This is a genomic window from Roseibium aquae, assembly GCF_008711285.1.
Lineage (GTDB): Bacteria > Pseudomonadota > Alphaproteobacteria > Rhizobiales > Stappiaceae > Roseibium > Roseibium aquae.
The window spans coordinates 1-18,281 of the sequence record NZ_VXDC01000014.1 but is presented as its reverse complement, the minus strand read 5'-3'; the positions used below and the strand labels follow the sequence as shown (position 1 = coordinate 18,281).

15 protein-coding genes are annotated in these 18,281 nt (G+C 59.6%); 10 read left to right on the top strand and 5 right to left on the bottom strand.

Going from position 1 to position 18,281, the window contains the following annotated elements:
• Positions 1-16: 16 nt before the first annotated feature.
• Positions 17-946 carry a methyltransferase domain-containing protein gene (locus F0184_RS18090; RefSeq protein ID WP_371871154.1) on the bottom strand — a complete coding sequence of 310 codons (930 nt, stop codon included), beginning with the start codon at positions 944-946 and terminating at the stop codon, positions 17-19.
• A gap of 109 nt (positions 947-1,055) precedes the next feature.
• Between F0184_RS18090 and F0184_RS18085 the strand changes: the two genes are divergently transcribed.
• The 4 genes from F0184_RS18085 (at position 1,056) to F0184_RS18070 (ending at position 3,600) form a co-directional block, all read left to right on the top strand.
• A complete protein-coding gene (locus tag F0184_RS18085; protein WP_208998552.1) occupies positions 1,056-1,844 on the top strand; it encodes a ComF family protein in 789 nt (262 codons plus the stop codon).
• An 84-nt stretch (positions 1,845-1,928) separates the two neighbouring features.
• Positions 1,929-2,189 carry a glutaredoxin 3 gene (grxC, locus tag F0184_RS18080; RefSeq protein ID WP_150497615.1) on the top strand — a complete coding sequence of 87 codons (261 nt, stop codon included), beginning with the start codon at positions 1,929-1,931 and terminating at the stop codon, positions 2,187-2,189.
• Between the two features lie 29 nt (positions 2,190-2,218).
• A complete protein-coding gene (locus tag F0184_RS18075) occupies positions 2,219-3,079 on the top strand; it encodes a carbon-nitrogen hydrolase family protein (protein ID WP_150497614.1) in 861 nt (286 codons plus the stop codon).
• Positions 3,076-3,600, top strand: coding sequence for a DUF1178 family protein (locus F0184_RS18070; RefSeq protein WP_150497613.1), 525 nt, complete (start codon positions 3,076-3,078; stop codon positions 3,598-3,600). The genes F0184_RS18075 and F0184_RS18070 overlap by 4 nt, the downstream gene beginning before the upstream one ends.
• 114 nt (positions 3,601-3,714) lie before the next feature.
• Here F0184_RS18070 and F0184_RS18065 read toward each other — a convergent pair whose 3' ends face one another.
• The 3 genes from F0184_RS18065 to ubiG all read right to left on the bottom strand — a co-directional run bounded on the left by F0184_RS18065 (position 3,715) and on the right by ubiG (position 5,727).
• Complete coding sequence (locus F0184_RS18065) at positions 3,715-4,128, bottom strand: hypothetical protein (protein WP_150497612.1); 414 nt, start codon at positions 4,126-4,128, stop codon at positions 3,715-3,717.
• Between the two features lie 145 nt (positions 4,129-4,273).
• Positions 4,274-4,969: an alpha/beta fold hydrolase gene (locus tag F0184_RS18060; RefSeq protein WP_150497611.1), complete on the bottom strand. Its 696-nt coding sequence runs from the start codon at positions 4,967-4,969 to the stop codon at positions 4,274-4,276.
• Positions 4,966-5,727 carry a bifunctional 2-polyprenyl-6-hydroxyphenol methylase/3-demethylubiquinol 3-O-methyltransferase UbiG gene (ubiG, locus tag F0184_RS18055; protein WP_150497610.1) on the bottom strand — a complete coding sequence of 254 codons (762 nt, stop codon included), beginning with the start codon at positions 5,725-5,727 and terminating at the stop codon, positions 4,966-4,968. The genes F0184_RS18060 and ubiG overlap by 4 nt, the downstream gene beginning before the upstream one ends.
• A gap of 177 nt (positions 5,728-5,904) precedes the next feature.
• Between ubiG and F0184_RS18050 the strand changes: the two genes are divergently transcribed.
• From F0184_RS18050 to clpB, 6 genes are all read left to right on the top strand, one after another.
• Entirely contained in the window at positions 5,905-7,155 is a 1,251-nt protein-coding gene (locus tag F0184_RS18050) for an aspartate kinase (RefSeq protein WP_150497609.1), read from the top strand.
• A gap of 76 nt (positions 7,156-7,231) precedes the next feature.
• Positions 7,232-9,499 carry a phosphoenolpyruvate--protein phosphotransferase gene (gene ptsP, locus F0184_RS18045; RefSeq protein WP_150497608.1) on the top strand — a complete coding sequence of 756 codons (2,268 nt, stop codon included), beginning with the start codon at positions 7,232-7,234 and terminating at the stop codon, positions 9,497-9,499.
• 45 nt (positions 9,500-9,544) lie between these two features.
• Entirely contained in the window at positions 9,545-10,624 is a 1,080-nt protein-coding gene (prfA, locus tag F0184_RS18040; protein ID WP_150497607.1) for a peptide chain release factor 1, read from the top strand.
• Positions 10,621-11,469, top strand: coding sequence for a peptide chain release factor N(5)-glutamine methyltransferase (prmC, locus tag F0184_RS18035; RefSeq protein WP_150497606.1), 849 nt, complete (start codon positions 10,621-10,623; stop codon positions 11,467-11,469). The genes prfA and prmC overlap by 4 nt, the downstream gene beginning before the upstream one ends.
• 359 nt (positions 11,470-11,828) lie before the next feature.
• Positions 11,829-12,551, top strand: coding sequence for a DUF4167 domain-containing protein (locus F0184_RS21090; protein WP_150497605.1), 723 nt, complete (start codon positions 11,829-11,831; stop codon positions 12,549-12,551).
• Between the two features lie 255 nt (positions 12,552-12,806).
• A complete protein-coding gene (clpB, locus tag F0184_RS18025) occupies positions 12,807-15,404 on the top strand; it encodes an ATP-dependent chaperone ClpB (protein ID WP_150497604.1) in 2,598 nt (865 codons plus the stop codon).
• A 307-nt stretch (positions 15,405-15,711) separates the two neighbouring features.
• Here the strand turns inward: clpB and F0184_RS18020 are convergent, their stop codons facing one another.
• Positions 15,712-17,679, bottom strand: coding sequence for a M23 family metallopeptidase (locus tag F0184_RS18020; RefSeq protein WP_208998551.1), 1,968 nt, complete (start codon positions 17,677-17,679; stop codon positions 15,712-15,714).
• Positions 17,680-18,281 lie beyond the last annotated feature (602 nt).

Here is an 18,281-nt window from a genome sequence, read left to right as displayed (position 1 = left end):
CAAGGCCGTACCGCATTCACCTGCCGCTGCTTTTCTCCGATCTGGTTTCTCCAAGTTTGACTTCCTTGGCGCCTAGGGCGTCGGCCAGTCTCGATTTGGCTGAGCCTGGCCGTAGCGGTTTCTGCTGGCTCTCATGAGGCGCCCAACCGCTTAGAGAAACAACAGAGATTGTCGCCCGGATCCGGCCGTCCGGGTCGGCATGGGTGAGGGCGTAAAGCTCGCCTGCGCGAATGAAGAAATCCTTGCTCACCGGGTTGGCCGGCCTCTCGCGAAGCACAGAGGTCGCGCCCATTGCCCGCAAATCGGCCATAAGATTGAAAATCGTATCGTAGCGCACGGTCAGCAGGTCGACATCCGCTACGGGAAGCGCGAACCCTGCCCGTTGCAACAAGGCTCCCAGATCGCGTGTGTCAGCGAAAGGGGAGACACGAGGAGACCCGCCGCCAGTTCGCTCGATCTCGGTTCGCAGCAAGACATCTCGAAGTTCCTGTAGCGTTCCGCTTCCCGGAATTGAGGCAAGGAACAGTCCATCCGGGCGCAGAGCTTTTCGGATCTGCATCAGGACACCGGGTAGGTCGTTTACGAAACAAAGGGCTGGCCCGGCCACAATCAAATCGAGCGTGCCGGGGCCAAACGGCAGGAATTCGTCGTCCAGAACCAGATCGGGCGGCGGCAGCGCTGGGTCGGAGTGGAACAGATCGGCCCGGATGATCGTGTCTGCCTTTCCGCTGGCGCGCAGCATCGCCGATATGTGGCCCGCATGCCCGCCGAGATCCAAGGCAAAGCCAAATTCGCGTTGGATCGCCGACAGCCGGACCCCGAGATCGTCCGCGATGGCTTTGAACAGGAAATCCATTCCCGCCGTTTGCCGTTCAAGGGCCCGCTTTGCTCTTTGCTTCAACAGATTCCGTTCGAAGAGGTTTGCCTGATCCATGGGCTTTCCGATTGTAGGCGCCAACTGATCCCCCTCATATGGCATTGGAAGGGATCAGGTCAAAAACATGCTAGGATCGTTTCTGTGAGGTGGTGCAATGGGTCGGGGTTACTCAGACGTGATGCGGTTCATGTCCGCCGGTGCGGGTATCACCGGCCGGGGTATCCTCGACTTTCTGCTGCCGCCACGCTGTTTGACATGCGACACCGTAACGGGTCACAAGGGGCATGGGCTGTGCGGTGCCTGCTGGTCGCGCGTGAGATTCCTCGAGCAGCCATGGTGTTTGCGATATGGGACGCCGTTCGAGCATGAGGTGGGTGTCGATGCGCTCAGCCCGCGTGCCATCGCGTTTCCTCCCGCTTTTGATCGTGCCCGGGGAGCGTGCTGGTATTCCGGTCCAGCGCGCGACCTGGTTCTTGGCTTGAAATTCGCCCGGCGCCGGCACCTTGCCCTTTCGATGGGGCGCTGGATGGCGCGCGCCGGGACGGAGCTTTTGCGGGACAGGCCGCTGATCGCACCTGTTCCGCTCCATCCGCGCCGGCTGCTGCAAAGACGGTTTAACCAGTCGGCCGATCTTGCAAAGGTTGTGGCAAGTCTTTGCGATAGCGAGTTCGTCCCGGACTTGTTGAGGCGAACGCGGCACACCCGCGCGCAGGTTGGCCTGAATGCCACCGAGCGGCAGAAGAACCTGCGCGGCGCTATTGCATTGACGCCAGATGCTGGATCTCGGGTTTTCGGCCGCCCGGTCCTGCTGGTGGATGATGTCATGACCACGGGAGCCACGATGGCGGCGTGCGTAAAGGTTTTGAAACAGGCAGGGGCGCGGCAGATCGACGTTTTGGTTTTTGCGATCGCCGACCCGGCGGGCATGGCTAGGGAACATGGCGCAGAACTGAAAGATAAACTGTAACAGGTTGATGACTTGTGGCAGGCCAGTCTGGCCGCATATAAGCGACAAGATGAAATGGCGCGGTTCGCGGACTGAGGAAGATAGATGACGGCAAATGTTGTGATTTACACTCGCCAGCTTTGTGGGTTCTGCACGGCAGCGAAACGCCTGTTGGACAAGAAAGGCGTTTCGTACCGGGAAGAGGACGCGACCTTCGATCCGGCGCTTCGACAGGAAATGATCAAGAAAGCAAACGGGCGATCGACCTTCCCGCAGATCTTTATCGGCGACGTACATGTCGGCGGTTGCGACGAGTTGCACGAACTGGAGCGTGCGGGCAAGCTGGACAGCCTGCTGGCCGTATGATCCGTTTTTGAGTGCGGAAGGGGGACCGAATGCAAGAGTTTGTCGCCGCCTGCGTCCAACTGCGCAGTGGCCGCAGCGTCGAGGAAAATCTCGATGTTGCCGAACGGCTCATTTGTTCGGCCGCAGAGAAAGGTGCACGGTACATTCAGACCCCGGAAATGACCAATGTGCTGGTTCGTTCCCGGGAAGAACTTTTCGACCGCATCGCACCGGAGGAAGACGATCCGTTTGTCCGCGCCTTTGCTCGCCTTGCCAAACGCCTGGGCATCTATCTCCATGCGGGGTCCTTGGCGATCCGAGCTGGCGAGGCGCGGGCCGTCAACAGGGCATTCGTGTTCGGGCCGGGTGGAGAGACACTCGCCCGTTACGACAAGATCCATATGTTCGACGTCGATCTGCCCGATGGCGAAAGCTGGCGGGAGTCGGCGACCTACAATCCGGGTGAGTGCGCGATCCTTGTCGACCTTCCCTTGATGAAGCTTGGGCTTGGCATTTGCTATGATGTTCGATTTCCGGATCTGTTTCGCGCGCAGGCCCTTCATGGTGCCCAAGTTCTGACGGCACCGGCGGCCTTCACACGGCAAACGGGGAAGGCGCATTGGCATGTCCTGCAGCGCGCCCGCGCCATTGAAAACGGTGCTTTCATGATCTCCGCCGCGCAAGGCGGGCAACACGAGGACGGGCGCCAGACTTTCGGACACAGCGTCATCGTCGATCCATGGGGTCAGATCTGCGCTGAATGTGACAATGGCGAACCGGGCTTCATAACGGCCGCCATCGACTTGAAGATGGTTGGCAAGGCCCGCAGAAGCATTCCGAATTTATCCAACACAAGACCCTTCACGATGAAGAACGTTGCGGTGGCGAGGCCCGAGGAGCTGACTTCGTGATCCGATACAGTTTGGTGTGCGACTCGGGCCACGCCTCCGAAGGTTGGTTTCGCAATTCAAGTGACTTCGATCGCCAACAAACGGGCGGCCATCTGTCTTGTCCCCTCTGCGGGAGTTTGCAGATTGTCAAAGGGCTGATGGCGCCCGCCGTTTCCACGTCCCGAAGCCGGGAAGCGCGATCGGCCGAACCCGCGGGAAACAAGGACGGCAGTATGAGGGAATCGGATCCGGTCTCCGTATCGGGGGCCGCAGTGGCGCCTCCCTCCAACACAGCCGCGATCCTGCCCCCTGACCTGCGTCAGAAGGAGATTGCGGCCGCCTATCGCCTGCTCAGGGCGCAAATTATCGCCAACGCCGAGAACGTCGGCAGCGATTTCGCCCGGGAGGCACGCAAAATGCATCATGGGGAAACTCAGGAACGCACCATCTACGGCGAAACCACGCGCAAAGACGCAGAGGCCCTTCTCGATGAGGGCATTGACATCCTGCCGCTGCCCGCTCCGCCCGAGGACGCCAACTGAACCGGTCCAGCGCGCAACCGGCAAGGGCCGCTTATCGCTCGGAAACCGGCTTTTTCCAAGATCTCGGCGCCTCGCGCGTTTTCCGAAGGCCTGATGCCCGGGTGCGGTGCGCCTTCACCCGTCGCCTTCTTTCGCCTCCCGCTTGATGCGGCCGCCACTGCCGAGGTCTTCCAGTGCGTCCGGCTGGAACTCCTTGATCTGATGTTTGGCATGCTCGGTGTAATCGGTCACCATCTCGGTGAAAAACGTTCCAAGCCGGTTGATTGCGTCTTCGGGCCTGCCGCAGTGTCCAAGGTCCTCTGCACAGTCCAAATCCGCTTTCAGGCGCTTTTCAACAAATGCCAAGTGGTTTTCAAATGCCCGTTCGGCATGATTCCAGAACATGCTCTGGACGGTCTCAATGTCGTCGGTCACCTTCACCTCGGCATTCGCCGTCAGTCTGTCCGGCCGCCAGAACTCAAAAGTGCCGCGGAACGTCTCGTTGCCAAAGGCCAGATAGGGGAAGGGAATGTTGGTCCTCGTTGACATGTCATCCTCCTCTCGTCGCTTCGCCGGGCGCTTCCACAGTCAGGCGAGGCCCGTTTGAGCGGCGCAGAATCGTAAGACAGCAACCGGGCACCGGATTTGATCTAAATCATATATGAGAGGTAACTTTTTCCAGGAAGGAAACGGTTCAGGAGGATTCCATCCATGACTTTAGCACCGAAGTGGTCTGTGCGGGCTCCTCCAGCGTTGAAAGATGTCCGCTTCCGCGAATGACTGCGAGACAGCTGCGCGGGATGAGGGCGTGGATTTCTTCTGAAAGCTCCGGCGGTGTCAAACGGTCGCCTTCTCCGACGACCACGAGAGCCGGGCAGTCGATGGCGGCCAGATGCGGGCGGGAATCGATCCGGTTGATCAAGGCGGTCTGTTGCCGGATGAAGGCGTCCGGGCCCGTGGTCATGGCCATCTCGACCACGATCGCACGGAGCTGCTCGTCATCTTCGCGGCTCTGGTGAACAAAACCGGGAAACAGGAGATGGGGAATTTTTTTGAAGTCTTTTTTCCGAGCGAGTTCTATCAAAAACAGGCGCCGCTCCGTCTGGTCGGGTGTGTCCGGCCGTGCATTTGTATCCAGAAGGGACAGACGCGTCACCCGCCCGGGGGCTACTCTCATGATCTCCATGGCGATGTAGCCGCCCATGGACAGTCCGATCAGGGCAAACCTTTCAGGTCCGGCCTCGAGAATGGATGCGGCGATTTCCCGTATGCTGCCGTGGTCGCGATGGTTTGCGATCAGAATGGGATGATCGGCGAACGCGGCGATTTGGGGAGCATAGACAAGCTCATCGCAAAGGAGGCCGGGAATGAAGACAATCGGTTCCCTCATGAGGCTTTGGGGCGTTCCGCTAGCATCATGTAGTTGACGTCCATGTCGCGGCTCTTGTTCCAGCTGTCGCTGACCGGGTTGTAGAAAACCCCCGTGCGGTCGATGATTGACAACCCCGCTTCGCCGAACGGACCTTCGATCTCATCCGGCTTGACAAGCTTGTCATAGCTATGGGTGCCCTTCGGCAGCCAGCGTAGAACATATTCCGCTCCGACAATCGCCAAGGCATAGGCCTTGAAGGTCCGGTTGATGGTCGCGATGAACATCAGCCCGCCCGGGCGCACCATGTTCGCGGTTTTTGTCAGAAACATTGGAACATCGGCGACGTGCTCCACGACTTCCATGTTCAGGATGACGTCGAAGGTTTCTCCGGCCTGCGCAAGGTCTTCGGCTGTCGTAGCGCGGTAGTCGATCTCGAGACCGGACTGGACCATGTGGATCTTCGCCACCTCGATGTTGGTGGTCGATGGATCTGCACCGACAACATCGGCTCCAAGGCGGGCCATCGGTTCACTCAGCAAGCCTCCACCGCAGCCGATATCGAGAAACCGTAGACCTTCGAAAGCGTTGGATGCTTTCGGATCGCGTCCAAAATGCGCGCAAACCTGCTCTTTGATATAGGTGAGGCGGACCGGATTGAACTTGTGGAGAGGCTTGAATTTACCAGCTGGATTCCACCACTCCTGGGCCAGCGCCGAAAAGCGCGCCACTTCATCCTTGTCGACGGTTCCTGTCCCGGAGTCCGTGTGGGTGCTCATGCCGATATCCTTCCATGTGGGTTCGCCGCGCGCGCTTTCTCCCTTTGTCGTTCTAAGGTCCCGGGTGATTTGTCAAGCAGTGCAGTTGCGGCTTTTCCGCTGGGGCTGTATGCATGGCGCCCGATCCAACGGGCGCGTTCTGCGTTCCAGCTTCAACTCAAGACGACGACGATCGATATGGCGCGACTGGTTATGAAATTCGGCGGTACCTCTGTGGCCGACCTCGACCGTATCCGAAACGTGGCCCGCCACGTGAAACGGGAGGTCGATGCCGGGCATGAAGTGGCGGTTGTTGTCTCGGCCATGGCCGGCCAGACCAACAAGCTTGTTGAGTATTGCCGCCAGGCGTCGCCCCTGCACGATGCCCGTGAGTACGATGCGGTGGTCGCCTCTGGTGAGCAGGTCACGTCCGGGCTATTGGCCATCGTATTGCAGGATTTGGGCGTCAACGCCCGCTCCTGGCAGGGTTGGCAGGTGCCGATCAAAACCGACGAAAACCATGGCGCCGCCCGCATCCGCGAGATCGATGGCAGCGTCCTGATCGACCGTCTTGGGCAGGGGCAGGTCGCCGTAATGGCGGGTTTTCAGGGATTGTCTCCGGACAATCGCATATCCACCCTCGGCCGGGGCGGGTCCGATACAAGCGCCGTCGCCATCGCCGCCGCGATCAAGGCCGACCGTTGCGACATTTACACCGATGTTGACGGTGTCTACACAACCGATCCGCGGATCGTACCGAAGGCCAGGCGGCTGGATCGCGTGTCGTTTGAAGAGATGCTGGAAATGGCCTCGCTGGGCGCCAAGGTGCTTCAGGTGCGTTCGGTCGAAATGGCCATGGTACATGGAGTGCCCACGTTCGTGCGTTCAAGTTTCGATGATCCGGATGCGCCACAGGTCGGCGACGGAAATCTTCCCCCTGGAACCCTAATCTGCGACGAGGATGAACTCGTGGAACAGCAAGTTGTGACCGGCATTGCGTTTGCCAAAGATGAAGCCCAGATCTCAATCCGCGATGTGGCGGACAAACCCGGGGTGGCCCAATCGGTGTTCGGACCGCTTGCCGATGCGAATATCAACGTCGACATGATTGTCCAAAATATCTCTCCGGATGGGAAAACGACCGATATCACCTTCACAGTGCCCGAGACGGATTATCAGCGCGCGCTGTCAGTTCTTGAGGCCAATCGCCGCGAAATCGGTTTCCAGAACGTCGAGTGGGCAACCGATGTCGTGAAGGTCTCGGTGATCGGAATCGGTATGCGGTCTCATGCGGGTGTGGCTGCGCAGTGTTTCCGGGGTTTGGCGGAAAAAGGCATAAATATTCGCGCCATAACAACTTCAGAGATAAAAATTTCCGTTCTTATTGATTCTGCCTATACGGAACTTGCCGTTCGGACTCTCCATTCGCTATACGGTTTGGATGGATAAAGATCCGCCGAGCGTTCGGCGATCGCGGGGGGCGGCTCGGGTAACGTGCGGGCCCAGACACGGGTAGAGGTGAGCAATGCGAAGCAGCCTCGCTGGTCCGCGCCTGTTGCTCCGGCGGCTGCGCGAGGTCATGGCGGAGCCGATAAAGGCTCAAGAACGGCTCGACAAGATCGTGGTGTTGATCGCGTCCAATGTCGTTGCCGAAGTGTGTTCCGTCTACATCTTGCGGGCAGACGGTGTTCTGGAACTCTATGCAACCGAAGGCCTCAATCGTGATGCCGTTCATCAGGCGTCCTTGCGCGTGGGGGAAGGCCTGGTTGGGTTGATTGCCGCCGAAGCAAGGCCTCTCAACCTGCCGAATGCCCGTGCGCATCCCGGATTCGCCTATCTGCCTGAAACTGGGGAAGAGGCCTACAACTCTTTCCTCGGTGTGCCAATCCTGAGAGCGGGCCGGACTCTTGGCGTGCTTGTTGTTCAAAACAAGTCGCATCGCACCTATCTGGAAGATGAGGTGGAAGCGCTTCAGACGACCGCCATGCTGATCGCCGAAATGGTGGCTGCAGGCGAGCTCGAGGCCATCGCTCAAAAGGGTACAGGTCTGGACTTGTCCCGTCCGATCCATGTCTCTGCGATGGGCCTGGCGGAAGGCGTTGGTATGGGGCATGTCGTCCTACATGAGCCGCGGGTGGTCGTCACCAATCTGATCGCCGAGGACCCGGATGCGGAAAGCGCCCGTCTTGATGCGGCAATCACCCGTTTGCGGGTATCCATCGACGATCTTCTCGCCAGTGGCGATGTCGCGGCGGCGGGTGAGCACCGGGAGGTTCTTGAGGCGTACCGGATGTTCGCTCACGACAGGGGGTGGATCCGCCGGATCGAGGAAGCCATCCGCAACGGTCTGACGGCGGAGGCCGCCGTCGAGAAGGTGCAGAGTGATACGCGTGCCCGCATGCTCCGGCAGACCGATCCCTATCTTCGGGAACGTTTGCACGATCTTGACGATCTGGCCCACCGCCTCATCCGGGAGTTGATGGGCCGCAAACATGGCCCCCACGCGTCTGAATTGCCCGAAGACGCCATCCTTGTCGCCCGCAACATGGGAGCTGCGGAGCTTTTGGATTATGGCCGGGACCGGATCCGTGGACTGGTGCTGGAAGAGGGCGGGGCCACAAGCCACATCACGATTGTCGCGCGGGCGCTGGGCATACCCTTGGTGGGACAGGTCGACGATATCGTCAGTCTGGCCGACGCGGGGGACGCGATTATCGTCGATGGCGATGCCGGCGACGTTCACCTGCGTCCGCCCCACGATGTTCAACAGGCCTATGCGGAAAAGGTTCGCTTTCGTGCAAGGCGGCAAGCGCAATACCGCAGGTTGCGAACAAAGCCATCGATCACCAAGGATGGTGTTGACATCACGCTGCAGATGAATGCCGGGCTTTTGGTGGACTTGCCGCATCTGTCGGAAGCGGGGGCTGCGGGGGTGGGTCTGTTCCGTACCGAACTGCAGTTCATGGTCGCATCGTCCTTTCCGCGAATGGGGGAGCAGAAAGCGCAATATCAGCAGGTGCTGGAAGCTGCCGGTGGGAAGGCCGTGACTTTTCGGTCCCTCGATATCGGTGGGGACAAGGTCCTGCCTTACCTCCGGTCGATCCAGGAAGAAAACCCGGCGATGGGATGGCGGGCCCTGCGTCTTGGTCTGGATCGTCCAGGTTTGCTGCGAACGCAGATCCGCGCGCTGCTCACGGCGGCAGTGGGGCGTGAATTGAAGCTCATGTTTCCTATGGTTGTCGAAGTGGACGAGTTTCTCAAGGCGCGCAACCTGGTGGAAAAGGAGCTTGCCCACCTCAAGCGCCATGGCCACGCCGTTCCCGAATCCATCCGGCTGGGCGTCATGATCGAGGTGCCCTCACTTTTGTTTCAACTGGACGAATTGATGACCCATGTCGACTTTGTGTCGGTTGGCTCGAACGATTTGTTTCAGTTTTTCTGCGCCGCCGATCGTGGAAACACGCGCGTCGCCAACCGGTTCGATAGTTTGAACATCAGCTTCTTGAGGGCCTTGAGGCAGATCGTTCTCGCCGGGCAGGCAAACCATGTTCCTGTCACCTTGTGCGGTGAACTTGCTGGCCGGCCGCTCGAAGCCATGGCTTTGATCGCCCTTGGCTATCGGGATCTGTCAATGTCTCCGGCCAGCCTAGGTCCGGTCAAGGCGATGGTCCGTACGCTGGACGCCAGCCGGTTGTCCGCGCGTATTCTGCCGAGGCTGGAACCTGGCCATTCGGACACGGACATCCGGGCTTTGTTAAAGCGCTTCGCAAGCGAAATGAACGTTTCGCTCTAGCTTTGCTATCTTATCCTATCAGATCCTTACAGGAGACGTGAGCGCATGTTGGCGCGTCAAAAGCTCGATACACTGTTGGACCGTTTCGCTGAAATCGAGCACCAGATGTCAGCCAATCCGGATCCGGCGACCTATGTCAAACTGTCGCGCGAATATTCCGGGCTTGAGCCGTTGGTGCAAAAGATCCGCGCTTTGATCCAGGTGGAAGCCGATCTCAAAGGGACACTGACCTTGCTGGAGGACAGTGCCACAGACCCGGAAATGCGCGAACTGGCGGAAGTGGAAGCAGATGAACTGGGCGAAAAAGTCGAAGTGCTCGGGAAAGCCGTGCGCCTCGGGCTTCTGCCCAAAGACGCGGCCGATGCCAATGATGCGATTTTGGAAGTTCGGGCCGGTACCGGTGGGGACGAGGCTGCGCTGTTTGCCGGCGACCTGTTCCGGATGTACCAGAGATATGCGGAACTGAACGGCTGGAAGGTTGAAATCCTGTCGGCCAGCGAGGGCGAAGTCGGCGGCTACAAGGAAGTCATTGCGTCCGTATCCGGTGAAAACGTCTTTGCCCGGCTGAAATTTGAGTCCGGCGTGCATCGCGTTCAAAGGGTGCCTACGACCGAATCTGGTGGCCGTATCCACACGTCTGCGGCAACCGTCGCCGTTCTTCCACAGGCCGAGGATGTGGACATAGACATCCAGGACAGCGATTTGCGCATAGATACCTTTCGTGCGTCCGGCGCGGGTGGACAGCATGTCAACACCACTGATTCCGCGGTTCGGATCACCCATGCGCCGACCGGGATCGTTGTTTCCGTTCAAGATGAACGATCCCAGCACAAGAACAAGGCGAAAGCCATGCAGCTGCTCCGCGCCCGGATCTATGACGAGGAACGCGCGCGCGCGGCGAACGAACGAACCGAAGCGCGGCGTGTCCAGGTGGGGTCCGGCGATCGTTCCGAGCGGATTCGCACCTATAATTTTCCGCAGGGCCGGGTCACCGACCATCGGATCGGGCTCACCTTGTACAAGCTGGAGCAGATTCTGGCGGGAGAAGGGCTCAATGAAGTGATCGAAGCGCTGACCGTTGATCACCAAGCCACGCTCCTTGCGGCGGAAGAAGGCACAGCGTGACCCTCTGGGATGTCTACCGGGCGATCCGCGACCGGTTCAGGTCGGCAGGTCTCCCAACGGCTGATTTGGACGCACGGGTTCTGGTATCTCATGCCGCCCGCATCGCGCCGATGGATCTGCCGATGCGCTGGGACGAAACCGCCGGTCATGATGTGAAAGCCGACACGGACCGGTTGGCAGACTTGCGCCTGTGCGGCGTTCCGGTTGGCCGTCTTGTGGGCGAACGTGAGTTTTTCGGACTGCCCTTCGAATTGAATGCTGCGACCCTGGAGCCCCGTCCCGATACAGAATTGCTCGTGGAGACCGTACTGGAGGCCACGCATGAGAGCGATGCCTTTACATTTGCCGACCTGGGAACCGGTACCGGGGCGATTGCCGTTTCGATCCTCGTGAACCGCCCGGCGGCGTTTGGGCTTGGAGTGGATCTTTCTGAAACGGCCTTGCAGTGCGCCTGCGCCAATGCCCACCGCCATGGGGTCGGTGATCGCTTGCTGCCCGTGCGCGCCGACTTTGGCACGCCGCTCGCCCCCGGCCTCGATTGGATAATTTCCAACCCGCCCTACATCCCCTCTCCGGTGATAGGCTCGTTGGACGAATCAGTTCGTGTTCACGATCCTCTGCTGGCCCTGGACGGCGGGCCGGACGGCCTATCTGCCTATCGCCGGATCAGCCGGCAGGCCGGTCAAAAATTGCGGCCGGGTGGGCGGCTTCTGCTTGAAATCGGATACGATCAGGACGTTTCTGTAAGCGGTTTGTTGACCGGCCAAGGGTTCACCGGCATCGAAATGCGGAGGGACCTGTCTGGTCACCCGCGCATGATCATGGCGCGATTGCCAGAGCCTTGAGCGTTTTGATCCAAGTGCGAAAAAGCGCTTGGAAATCCCGGCGGAAAGCGCTAGGTTCGCGACACCGAGACTGGAAATGTGATCGGCGTTCAGCAGCATGTCTCTCCGGAAACGTGGGGACAAGCGCAGGCATAACGGTTTAAACCTGTGTCGAACGGGTGTTTCCGGGATTAGGGATTGTCGAATATACAAGCGGTGATCAGACGGTCGGAAGCGGCCGAGAGAGCCGTGTCCGGTTTACAGCAGACGGGCCGCTCGTAAGCGCCGGGGTTTCGGCGAAAATTTCGTATCGGTATTTTTTAATCCCGATGTTGGGTCGGCGTTTCGCCGACCGCCGTTCCTTAAGAGAAAACGGCAGGATGAGACCAGGAAATCAAAGCAACAAGCGCATGCGAGGACGGGGCCGCAAGGGTCCGAATCCGCTTTCACGGACCTACGAATCGAATGGTCCAGACGTTAAGATCCGCGGAACTGCCCAGCATGTCGCGGAAAAATACCAACAGCTGGCGCGGGACGCTCAAGCTTCCGGCGACCGTGTGATGTCGGAGAACTATCTCCAGCACGCGGAGCACTATCTGCGCATTATCGCAGCCGCTCAGCCTCAGACGGTTCAGCAGAACGCGCGTTCAGAGCACGAGGACGGCAGCGAATTGCACCAGGGAAGTGGATCTGCACCGTCCCAAATGGGTGAGCAGCCCCCGCTCGACCAGCCGGACGTTTCCGTCGTTGACGAGGATAGCCCGCAGCCTTTCATAGAAAGCATGCCGACCATTGATGCGGCAGGCCAGGTCAATGGAAACGGCGGCCGGGGCGAAGCGGGCACAGGCGACGCTGACGACGAAAAGCCAAAGCGCCGGGTGCGGACACCCCGTGCCCGTGCACCCAAGCGCGTTGCCTCCGATTTGTCCGGCACGGATCCGGACAGCGATGCTCTGGCAGCAGCGGGCGAAGGGGAAGGCGGCGCCGGAGGCGTGGAGGCAGACGCGGCGGAGAAGCCCAGAGCCCGGCGCGCAGCCCGGACGAGACAAACGAAGAAGCCAGCTGAGGCCGTCGACGCGGAAGTGGTTGCTGCGGGCGAATAACGGCGCGGCTGCCTACCGGTCGTCTCTGATCCCGAGAAAGCCCTACAAAAGCTTGTGCGAATAAAACGCGGTGCCTGTAAAGGGGCCGCGTTTTTGTTTTCAGGCTGAGCAAACACGCGCTATCCCCTTTTGTGTTGAATTTGCAACACCTATATGAAAGGGCGGTCACGAGACCGCATGGGTGCCCGATCTGCGGGGCCCATATCCCAAACGTCCATCATGCTTCGGGTGGTTGGACGAAAAGGAGGACAGATTATGAATTTCGAGAAATACACGGAGCGCGCGCGTGGATTTGTCCAGTCCGCTCAAACCTACGCTCTCGGGCAAGGGCACCAGCAGTTCACGCCCGAACACATCCTTAAGGTATTGCTGGATGACCCCGAAGGCATGGCTGCCGGACTGGTGACCCGGGCTGGCGGAGACGTCAAATCGATCCAGGCCAATCTGGAGGCAACCCTTTCAAAGAAGCCCAAGGTCTCCGGCGGGACCGGGCAGCTCTATCTTGCGCAGGCGACCGCCCGATTGTTCGATCAGGCGGAAAAAGTGGCTGAAAAGGCTGGAGACAGCTATGTGACGGTCGAAAGGCTTTTGCTTGCGATCGCCATGGATGGTGACAGTGAAGCCGCGAAGCTTCTGGCAGGAGCCGGGGTGACACCCAATGCGCTGAATGAAGCCATCAACAGTCTTCGCCAGGGCCGCACGGCCGACAGCGCTTCTGCTGAAAGCCAGTATGACGCCTTGAAAAAATACGCTCGCGATCTGACACAGGTGGCCCGGGAAGGCCGGCTCGACCCCGTGATTGGCCGCGACGAGGAAATTCGCAGGACAGTCCAGGTTCTGTCCCGCAGAACAAAGAACAATCCGGTCTTGATCGGCGAGCCTGGTGTGGGCAAGACCGCCATCGCCGAAGGGTTGGCTCTGCGGATTGTCAATGGCGATGTTCCAGAATCCTTGAAAGACAAGCAGCTTCTGGCGCTCGATATGGGCTCGCTCATCGCCGGGGCGAAATATCGGGGTGAATTCGAAGAGCGGCTGAAAGCGATCTTGTCGGAAGTGGAGAGCGCTGCGGGAAAAATCGTCCTCTTCATCGATGAGATGCACACGCTGGTTGGGGCGGGCAAGGCGGAAGGGGCTATGGATGCATCCAACCTGCTGAAACCTGCCCTCGCGCGCGGCGAGCTTCACTGCATTGGTGCGACCACCCTCGATGAATACCGCAAGCACGTAGAAAAGGACGCTGCGCTCGCACGGCGTTTTCAACCCGTTTTCGTGAGTGAACCGACCGTTGAGGACACGATTTCGATCTTGCGGGGGATCAAGGACAAATACGAGCTTCACCATGGCGTACGGATCACCGATGCGGCAATCGTGTCGGCTGCAACTTTGTCCAACCGGTATATAACCGACCGTTTCCTGCCCGACAAGGCGATCGATCTGGTCGACGAGGCTGCCAGCCGGTTGCGCATGCAAGTCGATTCCAAGCCAGAGGAACTTGATGAGCTTGACCGGCGCATCATCCAGTTAAAGATCGAGCGCGAGGCATTGAACGCCGAGGATGACGAAGCGTCGAGGGACCGGCTGGCAAAGCTGGAGGCGGAATTGTCCGGTCTGGAGGAAAAATCGGCCGTCCTGACCGCCCGATGGCAAGGCGAAAAGGAAAAACTGAATCTTGAACAGAAGATCAAGGAGCAGTTGGAACAGGCCCGTATCGATCTGGAAATCGCGCAGCGGCGCGGTGACCTGGCAAAGGCCGGCGAACTCGCATACGGGGTCATCCCTGATCTGGAGCGCAAGCTTCAGGAGGCCGAGGCGGCCGACGACGAGGGGGCTATGGTCGACGAGGCCGTCAGTTCCTCCCACGTCGCGCAGGTCGTGTCCAAGTGGACGGGCATCCCGGTTGACAAGATGCTGGAAGGTGAACGGGACAAACTCTTGCGCATGGAGGACATGCTGGCTGGCCGGGTGATCGGGCAATCGGAGGCCATTCATGCGGTATCAACGGCCGTCCGCCGGGCACGGGCAGGGCTTCAGGATCCAAATCGCCCGATCGGTTCGTTCATGTTCCTCGGGCCGACCGGCGTGGGCAAGACCGAGCTGACCAAGGCGCTGGCGAATTTCCTGTTCGATGACGACAGCGCCATGGTTCGCATCGATATGTCGGAATACATGGAAAAGCATTCGGTCGCCCGCCTGATCGGTGCGCCTCCCGGGTATGTCGGCTACGAAGAAGGGGGCGCGTTGACGGAAGCGGTCCGTCGGCGGCCCTATCAGGTTGTCCTGTTCGACGAGATCGAAAAGGCCCATTCGGATGTCTTCAACGTGCTCTTGCAGGTCTTGGACGACGGACGGCTGACTGATGGTCAGGGACGCACGGTGGACTTCCGCAACACCTTGATCATCATGACCTCCAACCTGGGCGCGGAGTATCTCGTGAACCAGCCCGAGGGGCAGGACAGTTCTGCGGTGCGTGACGAAGTGATGGGGGCCGTTCGGGGACATTTCCGTCCCGAGTTCTTGAATCGGCTGGATGAAATTGTCTTGTTCCATCGTCTGCAGCGCAACCAGATGGCCGATATCGTGAAGATCCAACTGGATCGTCTGCGTAGCCTCCTTGCCGAGCGGAAGATCACACTTCAGCTTCATGACGATGCGCTCGCCTGGCTGGCCCTAAAAGGGTACGATCCGGCCTACGGCGCCCGGCCCCTGAAGCGTGTCATTCAAAAGGAGGTTCAGGATCCACTGGCCGAGAAGCTGCTGGCCGGGCAAATCCTGGACGGACAGACCGTGGAAGTGAGCGCGGGCGGCGATCGTCTGGTGTTCGCCAACCGGCAGGGCGAGGCGGCCGCAGCGTGATGGCCGGCCAATCGCGAGCATCGGCGGCTCGGCCGGTGTCTTTGTGATGCTCTTGCATCGCAGGGACAAACAATGAATGGGGCGGGCCGTTGCGGCTGACACCATTTCCTGACCAGATTGGATCGCTTCGTGATCAATCTGGTCAGGAGAAATGTTCCAATACTTCGAGATTGCGCCCAATTCTTCCGGTCAGACGGACGTGTACCGCTTCAGCCGGAGCGAGGTGTATTCCAGGGCCTGCATGTCATCAGCTCGAACCGGAGGTTGAGCCGGCTGCCGGGCCGGCTCTCATACCACGGATGAGGTCTTACTGTGCCGAGGCAACCCGTGAGGGCACGCGTGCACGGTCGATAAGCGTATCGATCCGCTGGCGTTCCTGCTGGAAGGCCGCCAGCATGTCGCCGTCCAGAACGCGTCCGCGCGGCAGGCGAATCCGCATTGGGTCGACAAATCGACCGTTGACCTTGACTTCGTAGTGAAGGTGCGGGCCCGTGGACAGCCCGGTCGATCCGACATAGCCAATGATCTGACCTTGTGACACCTGTCCGCCTTCCCGAATGCCTTCGGCAAAACCGGTCAAATGGCTATATGTCGTGGTATACCCATTGGCGTGCCGCAACTCGATGCGCCGGCCATAGCCGGAAGACCATCCCGCTTTGACAATGGTCCCGTTCCCCGCGGCCATGATCGGCGTGCCGCGTGGGGCAGACCAGTCCACACCTGTGTGCATCTTCCGGTATTTGTGGATCGGGTGGACGCGCATGCCGAACCCCGATCTGAACCGGCCACTGGACAATGGTTTGCGCATGAGGAATTTCTTGGCGCTCTGGCCGTTCTCATCATAATAATCGACGATCCCATCATCAGGTGTCCGGAACCGGTAGAACAAACGCTCGCTGGAGCCCGTCGTCAGTCTTGTGAACAGGATTTCCGGGGTTTCTGAGTTGACAGTTTCGTCGGCCGCAAAGAACAGCTCGAGCGCATCTCCGGGCTGGACCCGCGAGTTGAAATCAACATCGAAGGAATAAATCCGGATCAGTTCGTCAATGACCGGTTGCGACAGCGCCTGCTCCAGCCCTGTCTGGTAGAGGCTGTCGTAAATCGCCGGAGTGGGGCCGCCATAGGAAATGCGGTCTGCTTCCGCAAACGCATCAGCGAGGAATGTTGCCGGCGCTTTCGCCTTCACGAAGGCCCCGGTGTCCGACCGGGCAACCGTGGCCTGATGGTCGGTATCGGAATAAAGGCTGATCCGTTCCGGCCGCATGCGGCCGGTCTCATCCGGGCTGGGGGCATAGCCGATCCGCAGGCGCTGACCGGCAATCAGGTTTTCGAAACCGAACGCCGTTGCGAATGCGTTGTAGATCAGCTCCGCTTCCTCAGGGGTCGCATCATGGTCCTGAAGCACGTCCTGAAAATCGGCTTCTTCCGTGATCGGGATGATTTTCTCATCCATGCCCACAAATCGCGCTTCATCGTCGCGCTTTGATACAAAGGATACATTTTCAGGCGTGATGCGGACCGCGTAACGCGCAAGATCGGGCTGGCGCGCCAAATTGAAATCAAACCGGCCCGGATCGACAACCGCGCGGGCCGCCGCATCAACGGCAGTCCCCATCAGGAAGCGCGCGGATTGGCGCACTTCATATTCAATCTCGGGTTCGGACAGCGCTGATCCGCCCCGCGCCGGTAGCGCATCGAGCGGAAAGGATGTCAGGCTGATGCTGACCTCTCCTTCTACCTTTGCGCCATAAATGCTCTCCGAGAGAAGCGGGGTGTTTGGCGTGGCCAGCGGTGTGATCTGGACGTCGGAAAACATGTTGAGCGGATTGAAGGCGGGAATCGCGGCGGCCAGTTCCGGATCGGTCCGGGTGGCAAGGGTCGAACTGACCAGCGCATAGGGGCGCACGCGGATGTGGTCGCGTTCGCCTTCGCGCGCGACAACATTCACGTCTATGATCTGTTTGTTGGAGAAAGCCGTCGCGGATTTGGTGATCCGGTCTCCCTTCGCGACCAGCTCGGTATCCTCCTCAAGTCCATTGAGACCGGTCGGCGCGAGCGCGGCGGCCAGTGAATAATGTCCGTCAAGAGCCGCCGTTAACGCCCCCCCCATCAGGGCCACAGATGTCACGCCGGTCAGGACCGTACCGGTTAGCCACCGGATCGAGACCTGACGCCGGTCTTTCAGCACATGCTGATCGCCATGCATGACGAGCGGTGGTTCTTCGCCGAGACATATATCGGCCTGCTTGTGGAGATGTCGCGATCCAAATTGCATCGGGTCTGGTCAAAACTGCTGTTCGAGAGAAACGTTTATGGTCAGGGAACTGCCCCGCGTTTGCCCATGGTCGACTGGTCGGCCACGAAAACGTCGATATTAAGACGCCGATGTGGCGACTGGTGCTGAAAAGGTGCCCGGAACGCGCGAAAAGGTCAATTCCGGGAATCGGGCGGATCGATCAGACGCCCTGGTGGCGATCCCACCCTCCCGCTTCGCGAACCCGGCCGGAACAGATGGGCGGGACGGGCCGGACGATCGACCGGCCGTCGTCCTGGCGCTCTTATGTGAATCTTTTTTGACAATTCGTGTTGACTCCCAAAACCGGCCTGCGTATAACCCACCCATCGACGGCGGCGCCGCCTTTTCGCGGCGTCCTTCATCGTCGGCTTCACCGGAAAAGACAGTTATGACACCTGGCTTAAAGGCAGGTTGTTCAGCGTCTGGGATGTGAGAAGCTGTGACCTTTGGGTCAGTTCTTTGACAATTAGGATTTGAAGGAAGGGAAGCGTGGACGGCGTTGGCCTTGCGGCTGGATGGTTTGACTGTCTGGCACTTGAGCAAGAGTTACGCAGGTACGCTGATCTTCTAGGTCAACCGGG